Below are 14,587 nucleotides of genomic sequence, written 5' to 3' on the forward strand. Positions count from 1 at the left end.
CGGAGCCGCCACGTGCCTCCCGGCCGGCGTCCGCGCAGTGGCGCTCACAGGTGCCGGGTGCCCTCGCCGGCGAGCACGGCCCGGTAGCCCTCGCGGAACGTCGGGTACCGCGGCTCCCAGCCGGTCGAGCGCAGCAGGGCGTTCGCGAGCCGCTTGTCGCCGCCTGCCTGCCGCCCCTCGGGCTCGGCGCTCGGCAGCTGCTCGACGCCGAGTTCGCACGCCAGGAACGTCAGGACGTCGTCGAGTCGGACCGGTTCGTCGTCGGTACCGATGTAGGTCGGTGCGGGGTCGTCCACCCCCGCCAGGTGGACGAGTGCCGCGGCGGCGTCGTCCCGGTGGATGCGGTTCGTGTGGGGTGACGTGCCGGACGACAGCCGGGCCTGCCTGGACCGCACCTGGTCGATCAGTCGCTCGCGGCCGGGCCCGTAGATGCCCGACAGCCGGACGAGCACGGCCTCGGGTGCCCGCTCCCGCAGCAGCGCCTCGGCCTCGAGCAGGACGCCGGCGGTCGGGGTGCTCGCCCGCGCCGGGGTCTCCTCGGTCACGTCGCTGCCGTCGTCGACGTCGTACACCGCGGTCGAGGACACGACGAGCAGCCGGGGCGAGGCGCCGGACGCCGCGATGCCGTCGAGCACGTTCCGCAGGCCGTCGACGTAGGTCGCGCGGTACTCGTCCACGGCACGGGAGCCGGCGGCGGAGGCGACGACGACCACGCCCGTCTCCGGATCGATCGTCGGGACCTCCTGACGGAGGTCGACGCTGCGGCCGGTGATCGGGGCGGGGATGCGCTCGGCGCGACGGCGGAGCCCGGTGACCGGGTGGCCGAGCGCTGCGAAGCGCAGGCCGGCCTCGGTACCGAGGTCGCCGCAGCCGGCGATGACGACGGGGGAGCGGTGCTGCATGCCCTGAGCTTGTCAGGTGAGCGTCGGAGCGGCCCGAGCGCGAGGGCCCGGGCCGTCGGCTGTCAGACCTGCTCGTTGTCCGGCGACTCGGGCTCGCCGCCCGAGTCGACGTCGCTGTCCTGCTGCGGGTCCTCGGTCGCGTTGCCGGTGGACGAACCGTCGGGCAGGTCCTCGGTGCGCTGGAACTCGCTCTCGGGGGCGTCGGTGGAGCCGTCGGTCGGGGTGTTCTCGTGCTGCTGGTCGCTCATGTGGCGTACGCTACGCGGGAGCGCCTCCACCACCGTCCGGCTGCGCGCGAGCACGGTGGTCGTCATCGGGGAGGCAGCGGGCGGAGTTCACCCCACGCGAAGCCGCTCTCGGCGATGAAGTCCTGCAGGTCGCTCTACACGTCGGCCACGAGCTGCTCCGCTCCGCCCTCGATCCACAACGAGCTCGAGCCGCCGTCCTCGCCCAGGACCGACCAACGCGCCATGGCGCCGTTCTCGATGACGACGTCGTGTTCCGCCAGTGGCGTGAGGTCGGTGTCCCCCGTGGCGATGAGGAACAGCTGCAGCGTGGCGGCCTCGTGCTCGCGGAGCATCGCGAGCACGGCTGGCCGGATCACCGCGAGGACGTCGCGGACCTCCATGATCTCGGGCACGGTCGGAGCGTACCTCTGTGGCGCGGAGCTCCTGCGCGTCCCCCGGGTTTGTAACGGGGAGATAACGACTCAGAACTCGTCCAAACCCTTCGGCGGAGGGTCCCGAATCACCTGCATCAACCGGGAAACACCCGGAGCGCTCACCAGCCGCAGGTAGCTGGTTCTCCACCCCTTTCCGGGGTGTGTTCGGCGCACACACAGTGTCCGCGCCGAGCGCGACGACGAAAGGAACGCATCTCATGCGCAAGTCCCTCAAGACCTCGATCACCCTCGCCACCACCGGCGCCCTCGTCCTCGGTGGTGCCGCGTTCGGCATCAGCACGGCGAACGCCGCGACCCCGAACGTGCAGACGGTGTCCTCCTCGTCCGAGGCGTCGAAGATCCCCGCCCCGGTCGCATCCGTGCCGGACGTCCTCGGTGGCGACACCTCGGTCGCGCTCGACAGCAGCTTCACCGACGCGCTGACCTCGCTGGGTCTGACCCCGGGCGTCTCGGGCGACGCGAAGCTCGAGGACGGCGCCGTGTCGTTCCCGATCACCGCCGGCTCGGTCACCTACTGGAGCCCGGACGGCGACTACCGCCCCTACGTGCAGGGCCTGCTGAACCACAACGGTTCGGGCCTGACCCTCAAGGCCGGCGACACCACGGTCACGCTCGAGAACTTCGTCGTGAACCCGGGCTCGTCGAAGCTCTACGGTGACGTCCTCGTCAACGGCGAGGTCGCCGCGTCGAACGCCTACCTGTTCGAGCTCTGGGGTGGTTCGCTCAAGCCGCTGCAGCTCGAGGGTGACAACGCGGTGCTGACCGGCACCACCGTCCACATCTCCGAGGACGCTGCCGGCCTGCTGAACAAGACCTTCAGCACCGACGCCGTCAAGCGCGGCATGCTCGTCGGCACCGCCACGATCACCGCGCAGATCAAGTAGCACCCCGCGGCACACCCGCCGCACCCGCACCACCACGAGAAGGCGCCGCTCCCGACCACGGGAGCGGCGCCTTCCGCACGTCCGGGTGAACGATCTGGTCCCCTGTCTCGTCGTCAGGGCATGGGACTCCGCACACGTACGAAGGTCGTCATCGGCATCGCCACCGGTGTCGTCGTCATCGGCGCCGCAGCCGTCACCGCCGGCCCGGTCATCTACGCGAACACCGTCAACGGCCAGGCCGCCGCCGCCCCCTCGCTGAGTGCCGCCCCGTCCGGCTCCGGTGGGATGCTCGATGCCCGCCAGGCCGACGGCACCTGGACGAGCACGAGCAGTTCGTACGCCGGGTACCGCGTGCACGAGGTCCTGCAGGGGAATGATGTGGACGTGGTCGGTCGGACGAAGGACGTGCAGGGCACGGCGACCGTCGACGGCGGTTCGCTCACGAAGGCGACCGTCACGGTGCAGGTCGCGACGATCACGACGCCCGAATCGGCCCGTGACGAGTACTTCCGGAGCACCGCGTTGCAGACCGACCGCTACCCGACGGCGATGTTCGCGCTGACGGAGCCGGTCGACGTCTCGAAGGCCCTCGGCGGCAGCACCCAGGACGTCACGCTCACCGGCACGATGGACCTGCACGGCGTCGAGAAGCCGGTCACGGCCGACGCGCAGGTCGCGGTGACGCAGGACGGCGGCGTCCAGGTCGTCGGCTCGGTCCCGATCACCTTCGCCGACTACGGGGTCGAGGCCCCGTCGCTCGGCTTCGTCACCGTGGACGGGAAGGGCTCGGTCGAGTTCTCCCTCGACCTGGCGAAGTGACCGTGACGAGCCGTTCCGCCGACGAGCTGCTGGCGACGCTGTACCGCGAGCACGGCGACGCGCTCACCCGGTACGTCCGGCACCTGACGCGGGACGGCTCGACCGTCGAGGACGTCGTGCAGGAGACCATGGTCCGCGCCTGGCAGCGTCCGGCGGTGCTCGAGCGGGCGCCCGACAGCGCACGGGCCTGGCTCTTCACGGTCGCCCGGAACCTGGTCGTCGACGACGCCCGGTCGGCACGCAACCGGCGTGAGCACGGGTCCGAGCACCCGGTCGACCGTGCCGAGGCCGACCGCACCGACGCCGTGCTCGACCGCATCGTCGTGGCGGACGCACTCGCGTCGCTCAGCCCGGACCACCGCCGCGTGGTGGTCGACGCTTACTGGCTCGGCCACACCGTGCCGGAGATCGCACGACGACACGACATCCCCGAGGGCACCGCGAAGTCGCGGTTGCACTACGGGCTCCGGGCCCTCCGGCTCGCACTGCAGGAACGAGGAGTGACCCGATGAGCGAGGACCGGTACGCGGAGTGGGACGCGGCGTACGTCCTCGGCTCGCTCACGCCCGACGAGCGGCTCGAGTACGAGCGGCACCTCGAGACGTGCGACCGCTGCACGGCGGCCGTCGCCGAGCTCGTCGGCCTGCCCGGTCTGCTCGCGAAGCTCCCGGCCGACCAGGCGGTCGAGATCGCGGCACCGGACGGGAGGCCCGACACGCGTCCCGAGAGCACCCTCGCCGCCGTCGCGCACCGCGTCCGACACCGCCGCCGCCGCCGTCGGACATGGGTCGCCGTGACCGCGGGGCTGGCGGTCGTCGCCGCCGTGCTCGGCGGGCTCGCCGTCGGCACGGCCGGTGGACGAGGTGCGACGGTGCAGGCCGGTGGCGCGCCCACGGCGTCCGCACCGACGACCGCGGGTGACCGCTACACGATGTCCGGGTCGCAGGGTCTCGACGTCGACCTGGCCGTGAGCGGCGAGCAGTGGGGCACGCGCTTCGACTGGGGGTGCTCGTACCGCGGCAGGGAGTGGTCGGCGGACGGCTCGGTGATGTACGACCTCGTGGTGGTCCGGAAGGACGGCTCCGTGCAGACCGTGGCCTCGTGGTCGGCAGCCGGGGCCGAGGCCCGCGGGCTGTCGGCGTCGACGGACGTGCCGCGCGACGACATCGCCGAGGTGCAGGTCCGACTGCGCGGCGAACGCGGGTCCCTGGTGAGCACCGACCTCGCTCGACACACGGGATGATGGCGGGGTGGACCGCGCCGCACCAGTGCTCGACGACGTCGTCCGCGCGGTCGCGCGGACGGGTTTCCGCGCCCACGGCCTGCACGTGCTGGTCGGCGACGACACCGCCGAGCACCACTGGTCCGCCGACGTCCGCCGTGACGTGCACTCCGTCGCGAAGGGCGTGGTCGTCCTGGCCGTCGGGACCGCCGTGGACGACGGGCTGCTCGCGCTCGACGAGTCCGTCGGCACGCTGCTGCCCGACGTCGTGCTCGGACCGGGTGTGCGGGACGTCACGCTCCGACACCTGCTGACCATGACGAGCGGCATCGACATGCCGTGGTCGCCGACGCAGACCACGGACTGGCCGGACCTGGCACGGGAGTTCCTCGGACGCCCGACCGCCGGACGGTCGTTCCGGTACGCGAACGCCAGCACCTACACGGCCGCGCGGGCCCTGGCGGCACGGGTCGGCGACGTCGGCGCGTACGCGCAGGACCGCATCTTCACCCCGCTCGGCATCGACGACGTCCGCTGGGACCGCTGCCCGCTCGGTCACGTCGTCGCCGGCGGCGGCCTGTGGCTCCGCACCGCCGAGGTCGCGCGCATCGGCCGGCTGCTGCGGGACCGCGGAGCGTCGGACGGGCGCCAGCTCGCGCCCGCTGCGGTCGTCGACGCGATGCACACCGACTGGGTCGCGGCGGGGTCGTCACCGTCGTACGACCGTTACGCCCTCGCGGGCTGGGGCGGCCCGGGGCGGACCTGGCGCCTGCACGGGGCGTACGGGCAGCTCGTGCTCCTGGACCCGGTCGCCGACGCCGTCGTCACCCTCACCGCGGACGACCACGAGCGTGCCGACGTGACGGCCGCGGCCGTCGCGGAGGTGCTCGCAGGGTCCAGCTGAGCCGGTCCCGCCGAGCGGGCGCTCCTCAGGCCTCCGGCTCGACCGGACCGAGTGCGTCGAGGACGCGGTGGGAGACGGACCGCAGGGTGTCCGCATCCGCAGCCACGGGCCTCCAGAACAGCTCCTCGAGTGCCGCGGTGTGCGCGCGGATGCCGGCGAGCACCGCGCGCCGACCCTCGGTCGTCATCGTCACCCAGCTGCCACGCCCGTCCGCCGGGCAGTCCGCGCGGGCGACGAGCCCGCGCCCGACCATCCGCGTGACCTGGTGGCTCACGCGCGACTTCTCCCACCCGATGCCCGCGGCGACGTCACGGACCCGCAACCGGTGGTCGGGAGCACGGTGCAGGCCGATCAGGATCTCGAACTCGGGGATCGAGATGCCGGCACCCTGCTGGACGGCCTGGTCGAGCGCCCGGTCGAGCCGACGCCAGACGTCGTGGAACGCGTCCCAGGTCGCCCAGTCGTGCCCCTCGCCGCCCTGCTCCGCCATGACCGCCAGCGTAACCAGCGGGCGTGCCGCGGGACCGAGGATCATCCGTTCGGCTGACTCCAGGGCGGCACTCGGCGCGCTCAGAGGTCACGTCGGACGCCCGGAATACGATCACTCCATGCCGACCCCGCACCTCCGAGACTGCACCGACGACGCGGTCATGCGGGCACAGGGGTGGATCGAGGCCGCCCGCGGGGTGAAGCCGGAGCCCGCGGCCGCACGTCTGGCCGAGCTGCTCGCCGACCCCCGTGGCGCCGAGTTCGCCCGCGCGTTCGTCGACGTCGTGGTCCGGCCGGAGGACCCGAAGGTCGTCGCCCGGAACCTCGAGCGTGCGAGCCGGGCGGTACCGGACGACCTCGCCTGGTACCTCCGCGGCGCGGTGACGGTGGGCGGCGGCTTCGCGACCATGGCGCCGTGGGCGGTCGTCCCCTCCGCGCGGAAGGTGCTCCGGCGACTCGCGGGACACCTCGTCGTCGACGCCACGCCCGCCCGGACCCCCGCGGCACTCGCGAAGGTCGGCGGGCCGGACACCCGACTCGACGTCGACCTCCTCGGCCCCGCCGTGCTCGGACCGGCCGGTCGCGACCGACGGCTCGCGGCACTCGACGACCTGCTCCACCACGAGGTCGCCGCCGTCACCGTCGACCTCGACGCCGTGCTGCCGCCGGTGTCCCCGTGGGACCTCGACGCCACCGTCGCCGACGCGATCCGGCACCTCGCACCGCTCCTGCACACCGCGGCGAGCCGGCCGACACCGCCCGTGGTCACCCTGCAGTCCGGCCGGGCCCGAGGCGTCCAACGCGCCGTCGCGGTCCTGTGCGCGCTGCTCGAGCAGGACGGCACGCGGGAGCTCACCCTCGGGGTGACCCTGCCCGCCGAACTCCCCGAGTCGCTCGACCTGCTCGACCGGGTGACGACCGCAGCACGGGAGCGTCGGGTATCCGGCGGGGCACCCGTACGCGTCCGCTTCACCAAGGGCACGCTCCTCGCCACCGAAGGGGTCGACGCCGTGCTCGAGAGCCGGCCGCTCGCCGTGACCGCGGACACCCGCACGACGGACACCGCGTTCCTGCGCCTGCTCGACACGGCGATCGACCCCGAGCGGACCGACGCAGTGCACGTCGGTGTCGCCACCGACGACCCGTTCGCCCTCGCGACCGCGCACGTGCTCGCCGAGCGCCGCGGCGTGCTCGACGTCGTCGGACCCGAGCTGCTCCTCGGCACGACGCGGTACGCCGAGGTGCTGCGCACGGCGTTCGGCCACGTGGTCCTCGGTGTGCCACTGGTGCGGCCCGACGAGTTCGACGCTGCCGTCCCGTACCTCGCTCGTCGACTGCGCGAGGTCGCCGGCCACCGCCCGGTGGGCGGCTCGACCACGGCCGGGTCGACGGCGGCGGACACGACCGGCTCGACCGACGACACCGCTGCCGTCGAGCGTGCCACCGCCGAGCACGTCGACGCCGTGGCCGCGCTCCTCCGTCCCGCGCCGCCCACGCGCCGCATCCAGGACCGCCGACGGCCGCCGGGTGACCCTGTGCTGCGCTCGGCTGCCGAGAACACGCAGGACACAGACCCCTCCACGCCGGGCAACCGCGCGTGGGCCGCCGAGGTGCTCGCCCGGGTACCGGAGTCGCAGCGCGGCACCAGGACGATCCGTGCCGCCCGCATCACCGACCGCGGACGCCTCGAGCGTCTCGTCGCCCGCACCGCCCAGGCCGGTGTGAACTGGGGCCGCCAGGACCCGGAGGACCGTGCCGAGCTGTTCGACCTGATCGGCCACGCGCTCGAGACCCACCGCGGTGCACTCGTCGAGACGATGATCGCCGAGCTCGGGCTCACCCTGACCGACGCCGACGGCGAGGTCAGCCGGGCCGTCGACGCCGCCACGCACGCCGCGGACCGCACGCGACACCTCGAGGACATCAACGGGGCGGTCCCGGTCCCGCCACGCCTGACGGTCGTCGTGCCCTCGTGGAACGCCCCGCTCCTCGATGCCGCCGACGGTGTGCTCACCGCGCTCGCCGCGGGCAGCGGGGTCGTGCTCCAGCCCGCCACCGCCGCCCGACGCACCGGTGCCGTCTTCGCCGACGTGCTCTGGGACGCCGGTGTCCCGCACTCCCTGCTCCAGCTCGTCGACCTCGACGGCAGCGACCTCGCACGCGACCTCGTGGCGCACCCCGCCGTCGACCGCGTCGTCCTGACCGGCACCCCGGAGACCGCTCGGTCCTACCGCTGGTGGCGCGCGGACCTGCCCCTCGTGGCGGAGCTCACCGGGGTCGTCACCGCGGTCGTCACCCCCTCGGCCGACCTCGACCAGGCGGTGCGCGACGTCGTCGCCTCCGCCTTCGCCCGCTCCGGACAGGCGTCGTCGGCGGTGTCGCTGCTCGTGCTCGTCGGGTCCGTGGGGGAGAGCCCGCGCTTCCGCGAGCAGCTCGCCGATGCCGTCCGTGGCCTGCGCACCGCGTGGCCGACGGACGCGACCGCCCAGGTCGGGCCGCTCGTCGCCGAGCCGACCGGCGCCGTCCGGACCGCGCTCACCGAGCTGCGCCCGGGGGAGTCCTGGCTCGTCGAACCGGTCGCGCTGGACGACACCGGCCGACTCTGGTCGCCGGGTGTGCGGGAGGGCGTCCGCGCCACGGGCGACCTCGCGCGGACGGCCGTGCCGGCACCCGTCCTCGACGTCGTCCGCGTGGAGACCCTCGACGAGGCGATCGCCCTGCAGCACTCCGTCGACGGCGGCTCCGTCGCGGCGCTCCACACCCTCGACCCCGACGAGGTCGCGACCTGGTCCGACCGGACCCGGGCCGGCGTGCTCGTGGTCGACCGCCCGACCACCGGGGCCCGGCCGGGACGCCAGCCCGTCGGCGGGTGGCGCGGGACCGCGGTCGGTCCGACCGTGCACCGCGGCGGGCCGCTGGCCGTGATCGGGGCGGACCGGTGGGACCCGACCCGACGTCAGCCGCACCGGAACATCCAGCTGCAGGGACTCGGCAACCGCGTCACCGCCGTCATCGAGGCGGCCCGGGCCGGACTGTCCTTCGAGGAGTTCGACCGCGTCCGTGCCGGGGCCGAGAGCGATGCCGCTGCCCGGGCATCGTTGTACGGACGATCGCGGGACACGGCCGACCTGGTCGTCGAGCGGAACGTCATCCGGTTCCGCCCGCAGTCGGTCGTGGTCCGGCAGTCCTCGGGGGTCGGCGCCGGCGACCTCGTCCGCGTGCTCGTCGCCGCGACCGCAGCGCGCGCGCACGTGCTCCTCAGCACCGCCCGTCCGCTGCCCGCCGAGCTCCTGCCGCTGTTCTCGACGGCGCGCTCGCCCCTCGACGTGGTCGACCAGGTCGTCGAGGACGACGCCACGTTCCTGGGACGGGCTGCGGCGGGCACCCTGCTGCAGGACGGGTGGTCGGACGGCGCTGAGCCGGAGGTCGACCCGATCGACCTGGTGCTCGCGCAGGGAGCGGAGCCCCGACGGCACGCGGCCTTCGGCGGCCCCGGGTCACGCGTCCGGCTGCTCGGCGGTGACGCCCGTGCCCTCGAGGAGGCCCTGGGCGCCGGCACCGAGACGACCATCCACGACGACCCCGTGGTGGAGTCCGGCATCGTCGAGATGCTGCACTTCCTGCGGGAGCAGACGGTGTCCGTCACCGCGCACCGTCACGGTGACGTCTCCCGGGTCGTCAGCCGCCTCCGGCTCTGACGGGCCAGCGGCGTGCGGCGGGCGTCCTCAGCCGGCCGTCCTCGGCCTGCTGCCCTCGCGCCTGCCGACCTCCGTCAGCGGACGTAACTGATGATCTCCAGCGTCTGCACGGACTTCCGCGACTCGACCCGCCATCCGTCGGCCTCGAGCTGCGCGGTCAGCGTCGCGGGCTGGCTGCTCGTCTCGGCACCGAGGTACCAGACTCGGTCGAGCCCCGACACGTCGGGCTCGCGGTCGCGTGGCTCGCGTTCTGCCCACAGCTCGCCGATCTCCGATGCCGGGCGCACGAGCGTCAGGTCGCGCATGCCCGCGAACGCGTCGGGGTAGGCCGAGGAGACGTACTCGGTCGTCCGGATCTCGTGCCGCGGCAGCGGACCGTAGTAGATGCCGTCGCGGCTGCCGGCGGGCTCCTGCGCGCGCTCGGCGGCCAGGTGGTCCGTCGCCATCTTCCAGTGCGTGCCCGTCTTGCCGATCGGTGCGCGCTGTGCGGCGATGACGGGGTAGGCGAGCAGGGCGATGACCACCACCCCCGCGGTCGCGAGGGCGAGGGTCAGACGCCAGCGCAGGAGTGCACCGAACGCGGTGAGGGCGAGCGCGATCGCGAGAGCGACGAAGGGGGTCGTGAAGGTCAGGTACCGCGCGTTGTACAGCGGCTTCACCAGGATCGACACGGCGAGGACCGCGACGAGCGGCACGACGACGGCGGGGACCGCGAGCTCCACGGCGCGGACCCGTCGGCGGAGACGCGGGACCGCGACCGTCACGAGGACGCCCACGACGGCGAGCACGATCCCCACCAGTGCGAGACGTTCCGAGTCGCCGAAGTACTGCTCGACCAGGATCGACTGCACCACCTTGCGGTTGAAGTCGAACGTGGTGCCGATCCAGTAGAGCTGCTTGTCCGCCTGCCCCGAGGTCATCCGGACGAGGGGCAGCACCAGGAGCCCCGCGACCGCCGCAGCGCCGAGCCACCAGAGCCCGGCACGCAGGATCCCGGCGGGCCGACGGCGGGTCAGCTGCCAGACCAGGACCGTCACACCGTGCGCCACGACCAGCAGCGCCGAGTACAGGAAGAAGTACGAGCCGACTGCGGCGACGAGCGCGTAGCCCAGCCACCACACCCAGGCGCGCGGCACACGGTCGCGGGTGCGTTGCACGGCGACGACCAGGACGAGGGTGAGCAGGACCGCGAACGTGAAGCTGAACGCGTACGAGCGCCCCTGGCCGCTCGCGGAGGTGACGCGCGGCAGGACGGCGAACACGAGTCCCGCCACGACCCCCGTCGGAGCGTCGGCGACCCGTCGGCCGAGCTCGACGAGGAGCGCTGCCGCGACGGCGGAGGCGATCACGCTCGGCAGCCGCAGGGTGAGCATGTCGTAGGGCACGACCGATAACCACAGGTGCATCAGCGCGTAGTAGGTGCTGTGCACCCCGTCGACGTTGTGCGCCATGTGCCACAGCTCCGGCAGGGAGCGGCGCGCGGACGACATGGTCGCGGCCTCGTCGATCCCTGCCGGCGCAGCCCACGTCCCCGCGAAGGAGACCAGGAACGCCGCGATGCCGACGAGCGAGGCCGGCACCGCGGGGTGACGCCAGGCCGGTCGGGTGGTGTCGGACGCGGGCACGTCGGACACGTCGTCCGATCCCGCGTCCCTGGTCGTCAGGGATCGGCGCACGGAGCCGAGCCTACCGTCCGGTCGACGACCCACCGTCTCGTCCGGGCCTCACCGGGTGTAGGCGATCACGTAGAAGTCGCCGATGCGCTCCCGGTCGTCCTCCGACCAGCCGGCCCGTGCGAGCGCCTCGCGTGCAGCAGCGGGCTGAACGCTCGTCCGTCCGCCGACGTACCAGACACGCTCGACACCCTCGAGCGGCAGGTCGTCCCCCGGAGCGAGTCGGTCGGCCCACAGCTGGCCGATGCTCGCAGCACTGCGGACCACCGTCAGGTCGCGCATGCCGGCGAAGGCGGCCGGGTAGGAGGACGACACGTACTCCGTCGTCCGCTTCGGGTGCCCGGGCAACGGTCCGTAGTAGACGGCGTCGAGGCCGTCCCCGTCGTCGTGGGCGGCCCGGTCCGCGGCGACGTACGCCGCGACCCGTTCCCACTCGCCCCCCGGCGATCCCTCGCCGGCCCGTTGCGCGACGATCGCGGGCGTGGCGAGTGCCACGACGGCGAGGACCGCCAAGGGTGCCACGAGCCGCGCGCGGAAGGACGTCGCGCCGAGGGCGACGAGCAGGGCGACGAAGGGTGCGGCGAAGGTCAGGTACCGGGAGTTGTAGTACGGCTGCACGACCACCGACACGACGATGACGGCTGCGGTCGGGACGACGACGGTACAGAGGGCGAGCCACACTGCGGGCCGTCGGGAGCGCGACCGGCGGTCGACGAACGCGGCGACGACCCCGAGGACCGCGAGGGCCCATCCGACCAGCGCGAGCGGCAGCGACCGGGCGAAGTACTGCTGGACGAAGACCGAGTCCGCGAGCCGTCCGTCGAGGGCGAGGCGCGAGCTCATCCAGTAGAGCTGTTCGGATGCCTGCCCGGAGGTGAGGAGGGCGAGCGGCACGGTGGATGCAGCGACCAGGGCCGTCGCGGCCGCGAAGGGCAGGGCCACCTCGATCCAGTCGGAGCGCCGACGCCGCACGAGCAACCACACGACCACCGCGACGGCGTGCGCGACGACGAGCAGCGCCGAGTAGAGGAAGAGGTAGGTGCTCAGTCCGCCGACGACGACGTACGCGGACCACCAGGCCCAAGCGCTGCGCCGCCGGGCGAGAGAGCGGTCCACGGCGATGACGAGGACGAGCGTGAGGGCGGCCGCCGTGGTGGTCGTCAACGCGTACGAGCGCCCCTGGATGCCGGCCGACGTCACCCGGGGGAGGACCGCGAACACCAGCCCGGCGACGATCCCGGTCCGCAGGTCGACCAGACGGCGCGCGAGCTCCACCAGCAGCCCGGCGGCGACCCCGATGCCCACGGCACCCGGCAGTCGCAGTGTCCAGAACTCGAACGGCACGACGTCGAGCCACACGTGCACCAGGGCGTAGTACAGGCTGTGCACGCCGTCCACGTGCTGTGCCATCTGCCACAGCTGTACCAGGGACCGGTTCGCGGCACTCATCGTGGCCGCCTCGTCCAGCGCGGACGGGGTGCTCCAGGCGCCGGCGAAGGACACGGCTGCAGCGATCAGACCCACCAGGACAGCGGCCAGCAGGGAGCGACGGGGCCCCCTGGCGCGACGGCGCGTGACCGGCGCGGGATCGGATCCGGTCCGCGACTCGATCCCGAGGTCGGACATCCGGCAAGGCTAGCAGCGGGGTCTGCGCGCTCCGCTGTGCGGCGGTGCCTGACCGTCCGCCGCCGACGCGCGGGCCGAGCGGCGTAGCGTCCCGTGCATGAACGCACGAGCGAACGACGACGAGGTCCAGACCGCCCCCGTGATGGACGGTGCCACCGAGGCGACCAACGAGGAGAAGCTCGCCGGGCTGGTCGAGCAGGTCGATCACGACCACGGACACGAGGGCGCCGGCGCCATGGCCGACCACCTGCGCGACCGGATGGACGAGACGGGTGTCGAGGAGGAGCAGCCGAACGACGAGGTCGAGTAGGCAGCGGCGGTCAACGTCGGCCGGGGCGACCGTGTCCCGTGCCGACGAGGCCGACCTCGAGCACGGTGAGGGCCACGGCGACGACGAGCTGCCGTGCCGCGAACCCCCGTGTCTGCCGGTCGAGGGCGATGAGCGGCACCATCGAGACGCCGTGCGTGGCGTCGACCGCTGCGCCGAGGACGTGGGCTTCCGGTGACGCTGCGCGCGTGAGCAGTGCGGCCTGCACGAGCTGCCGGGCGCCGAGCACCCGACCGAACACGGCCACCCGGCCCGTCGACCCACGCGAGGCAAGCAGGTGTGCGATGCCGATGCCGGCGCGGAGCCCCTCGACCCACCGCGCACGCTGCCGGCGGTCCCTGCGGGAGCGGCGGCTCATCGGCGCTTCCCCGCGGCCAGGGCGATCGCGCCCGCGACGCCGACGGCGGCTCCGATGATCCCGTTGCCGAGCCTGCGGTGCTCGACCCACCAGGTCTGCGGCGACCAGGCGTGCGCGGAGTCGTCGAAGACCCCGTGTGCACCGTGGTCGCCCGGGACGGGCTCGTGCAGGTTCGTCGGCAGCGACTGTCCGTCCTTCTGCTCGGCCTGCTGTCCGCTGACCAGGGTCTTCGCGGCGTACCAGTCGGCGAAGCGTCCACTGATCCGGTTGCCCAGGATCGTGTAGACCGTCGATTCGCCCACCCACGTGCGGCGGCGCGGCCGCTCCGCGGTGACGGCGATCGCGCGGGCGCCGACCTCGGGCTGGTAGATCGGTGCGACGGGCTGCGGGTGGTGCGGCAGGAGCGACTTCACCCAGTTGAACTGCACCGTGTTGAGCGCGGGCATGTCGACGCGGCTCACGGCCACCCTGCTGCCCTGTTCCGTGAGCTCGGACACCACCGACTCGGTGAACCCGACGATGGCGTGCTTCGCGCTGCAGTAGGCGGCCTGCAGGGGGATGCCCCGGAAGCCCAGTGCGGAACCGACCTGGATGACGTGCCCACGGTCACGGGGGACCATCCGGGCCAGCGCCGCGCGGGTGCCGTTGACGAAGCCGAGGAAGTTGACGTCGACAGCGCGCTCGAAGTCGCCGGGGCCGGTGTCCGTGAAGCGCCCGAAGACCCCGACCATCACGCAGTTCACCCAGAGGTCGATCGGTCCGAGCTCCTGCTCGGCGCGCTCGGCGGCGGCCTCGACGGCCTGTCGGTCGGCCACGTCGGCGATCAGCGCGAGGCCTCGGCGTCCCGCGACCTCGACCTCGGCGACCGCGGCGTCGACCCCGTCGCGTCCACGGGCCAGGACGGCGACGTCCCACCCCCGGGCCGCGAGTTCGCGGACGGTCGCCCGTCCGAGCCCTGCCGAACCACCGGTCACCACTGCCACGCGCGTCATGCTGTCCGTT

General features: G+C 73.4%; 15 protein-coding genes. 7 read left to right on the plus strand and 8 right to left on the minus strand.

Features of this window, described 5'->3' with window-relative positions; genetic code table 11:
* Window positions 1–44 precede the first annotated feature (44 nt).
* From ACIQFY_RS12385 to ACIQFY_RS12395, 3 genes are all read right to left on the minus strand, one after another.
* Window positions 45–902 (minus strand): NAD-dependent epimerase/dehydratase family protein, encoded by an 858-nt coding sequence (locus ACIQFY_RS12385; protein ID WP_400340294.1) that lies wholly within the window; start codon window positions 900–902, stop codon window positions 45–47.
* A 62-nt stretch (window positions 903–964) separates the two neighbouring features.
* Window positions 965–1,150 carry a hypothetical protein gene (locus tag ACIQFY_RS12390; protein ID WP_058729353.1) on the minus strand — a complete coding sequence of 62 codons (186 nt, stop codon included), beginning with the start codon at window positions 1,148–1,150 and terminating at the stop codon, window positions 965–967.
* A gap of 134 nt (window positions 1,151–1,284) precedes the next feature.
* Window positions 1,285–1,542 carry a hypothetical protein gene (locus ACIQFY_RS12395; protein WP_400340296.1) on the minus strand — a complete coding sequence of 86 codons (258 nt, stop codon included), beginning with the start codon at window positions 1,540–1,542 and terminating at the stop codon, window positions 1,285–1,287.
* 239 nt (window positions 1,543–1,781) lie between these two features.
* Between ACIQFY_RS12395 and ACIQFY_RS12400 the strand changes: the two genes are divergently transcribed.
* The 5 genes from ACIQFY_RS12400 to ACIQFY_RS12420 all read left to right on the plus strand — a co-directional run bounded on the left by ACIQFY_RS12400 (window position 1,782) and on the right by ACIQFY_RS12420 (window position 5,413).
* On the plus strand, window positions 1,782–2,468 hold the full coding sequence (locus ACIQFY_RS12400) for a hypothetical protein (RefSeq protein WP_326497103.1): 687 nt from the start codon (window positions 1,782–1,784) through the stop codon (window positions 2,466–2,468).
* Between the two features lie 120 nt (window positions 2,469–2,588).
* Complete coding sequence (locus tag ACIQFY_RS12405) at window positions 2,589–3,287, plus strand: YceI family protein (RefSeq protein ID WP_400340298.1); 699 nt, start codon at window positions 2,589–2,591, stop codon at window positions 3,285–3,287.
* Entirely contained in the window at window positions 3,284–3,799 is a 516-nt protein-coding gene (locus ACIQFY_RS12410) for a sigma-70 family RNA polymerase sigma factor (protein WP_326497105.1), read from the plus strand. Before ACIQFY_RS12405 ends, ACIQFY_RS12410 begins: the two co-directional genes overlap by 4 nt.
* Entirely contained in the window at window positions 3,796–4,530 is a 735-nt protein-coding gene (locus ACIQFY_RS12415; protein WP_400340300.1) for an anti-sigma factor family protein, read from the plus strand. The genes ACIQFY_RS12410 and ACIQFY_RS12415 overlap by 4 nt, the downstream gene beginning before the upstream one ends.
* A 7-nt stretch (window positions 4,531–4,537) precedes the next feature.
* Window positions 4,538–5,413 (plus strand): serine hydrolase, encoded by an 876-nt coding sequence (locus ACIQFY_RS12420; protein ID WP_326497107.1) that lies wholly within the window; start codon window positions 4,538–4,540, stop codon window positions 5,411–5,413.
* 25 nt (window positions 5,414–5,438) lie between these two features.
* On the opposite strand, the gene ACIQFY_RS12425 is transcribed toward ACIQFY_RS12420, so the two are convergent.
* Window positions 5,439–5,903, minus strand: coding sequence for a MarR family winged helix-turn-helix transcriptional regulator (locus ACIQFY_RS12425; protein ID WP_158407717.1), 465 nt, complete (start codon window positions 5,901–5,903; stop codon window positions 5,439–5,441).
* 118 nt (window positions 5,904–6,021) lie between these two features.
* On the opposite strand from ACIQFY_RS12425, the gene ACIQFY_RS12430 reads away from it, so the two are divergent.
* Window positions 6,022–9,600, plus strand: coding sequence for a proline dehydrogenase family protein (locus tag ACIQFY_RS12430; protein ID WP_400340303.1), 3,579 nt, complete (start codon window positions 6,022–6,024; stop codon window positions 9,598–9,600).
* Between the two features lie 74 nt (window positions 9,601–9,674).
* Here the strand turns inward: ACIQFY_RS12430 and ACIQFY_RS12435 are convergent, their stop codons facing one another.
* Both ACIQFY_RS12435 and ACIQFY_RS12440 read right to left on the minus strand, forming a co-directional pair.
* Entirely contained in the window at window positions 9,675–11,276 is a 1,602-nt protein-coding gene (locus ACIQFY_RS12435; protein WP_400340304.1) for a glycosyltransferase family 39 protein, read from the minus strand.
* Window positions 11,277–11,324: 48 nt separating this feature from the next.
* The gene (locus tag ACIQFY_RS12440; protein ID WP_326497110.1) at window positions 11,325–12,899 is read right to left on the minus strand and encodes a glycosyltransferase family 39 protein; all 1,575 of its coding nucleotides are present in this window, start codon (window positions 12,897–12,899) and stop codon (window positions 11,325–11,327) included.
* Window positions 12,900–12,996: 97 nt separating this feature from the next.
* On the opposite strand from ACIQFY_RS12440, the gene ACIQFY_RS12445 reads away from it, so the two are divergent.
* Window positions 12,997–13,209, plus strand: a complete 213-nt coding sequence (locus ACIQFY_RS12445) for a hypothetical protein (protein ID WP_066651373.1) — start codon at window positions 12,997–12,999, stop codon at window positions 13,207–13,209.
* Window positions 13,210–13,219: 10 nt separating this feature from the next.
* On the opposite strand, the gene ACIQFY_RS12450 is transcribed toward ACIQFY_RS12445, so the two are convergent.
* Entirely contained in the window at window positions 13,220–13,585 is a 366-nt protein-coding gene (locus tag ACIQFY_RS12450; protein ID WP_326497111.1) for a hypothetical protein, read from the minus strand.
* Window positions 13,582–14,577: an SDR family oxidoreductase gene (locus ACIQFY_RS12455; protein ID WP_326497112.1), complete on the minus strand. Its 996-nt coding sequence runs from the start codon at window positions 14,575–14,577 to the stop codon at window positions 13,582–13,584. The genes ACIQFY_RS12450 and ACIQFY_RS12455 overlap by 4 nt, the downstream gene beginning before the upstream one ends.
* Window positions 14,578–14,587 lie beyond the last annotated feature (10 nt).

Origin of the sequence: Curtobacterium sp. NPDC092190 (assembly GCF_044755625.1) — a bacterium.
GTDB lineage: Bacteria > Actinomycetota > Actinomycetes > Actinomycetales > Microbacteriaceae > Curtobacterium.

Coding starts and splice junctions, on each gene's coding strand:
- ACIQFY_RS12385 (WP_400340294.1), bottom strand. CDS start 902: ATGCAGCACCGCTCCCCCGTCGTCATCGCCGGCTGCGGCGACCTCGGT.
- ACIQFY_RS12390 (WP_058729353.1), bottom strand. CDS start 1,150: ATGAGCGACCAGCAGCACGAGAACACCCCGACCGACGGCTCCACCGAC.
- ACIQFY_RS12400 (WP_326497103.1), top strand. CDS start 1,782: ATGCGCAAGTCCCTCAAGACCTCGATCACCCTCGCCACCACCGGCGCC.
- ACIQFY_RS12405 (WP_400340298.1), top strand. CDS start 2,589: ATGGGACTCCGCACACGTACGAAGGTCGTCATCGGCATCGCCACCGGT.
- ACIQFY_RS12415 (WP_400340300.1), top strand. CDS start 3,796: ATGAGCGAGGACCGGTACGCGGAGTGGGACGCGGCGTACGTCCTCGGC.
- ACIQFY_RS12425 (WP_158407717.1), bottom strand. CDS start 5,903: ATGGCGGAGCAGGGCGGCGAGGGGCACGACTGGGCGACCTGGGACGCG.
- ACIQFY_RS12430 (WP_400340303.1), top strand. CDS start 6,022: ATGCCGACCCCGCACCTCCGAGACTGCACCGACGACGCGGTCATGCGG.
- ACIQFY_RS12440 (WP_326497110.1), bottom strand. CDS start 12,899: ATGTCCGACCTCGGGATCGAGTCGCGGACCGGATCCGATCCCGCGCCG.
- ACIQFY_RS12445 (WP_066651373.1), top strand. CDS start 12,997: ATGAACGCACGAGCGAACGACGACGAGGTCCAGACCGCCCCCGTGATG.
- ACIQFY_RS12450 (WP_326497111.1), bottom strand. CDS start 13,585: ATGAGCCGCCGCTCCCGCAGGGACCGCCGGCAGCGTGCGCGGTGGGTC.
- ACIQFY_RS12455 (WP_326497112.1), bottom strand. CDS start 14,577: ATGACGCGCGTGGCAGTGGTGACCGGTGGTTCGGCAGGGCTCGGACGG.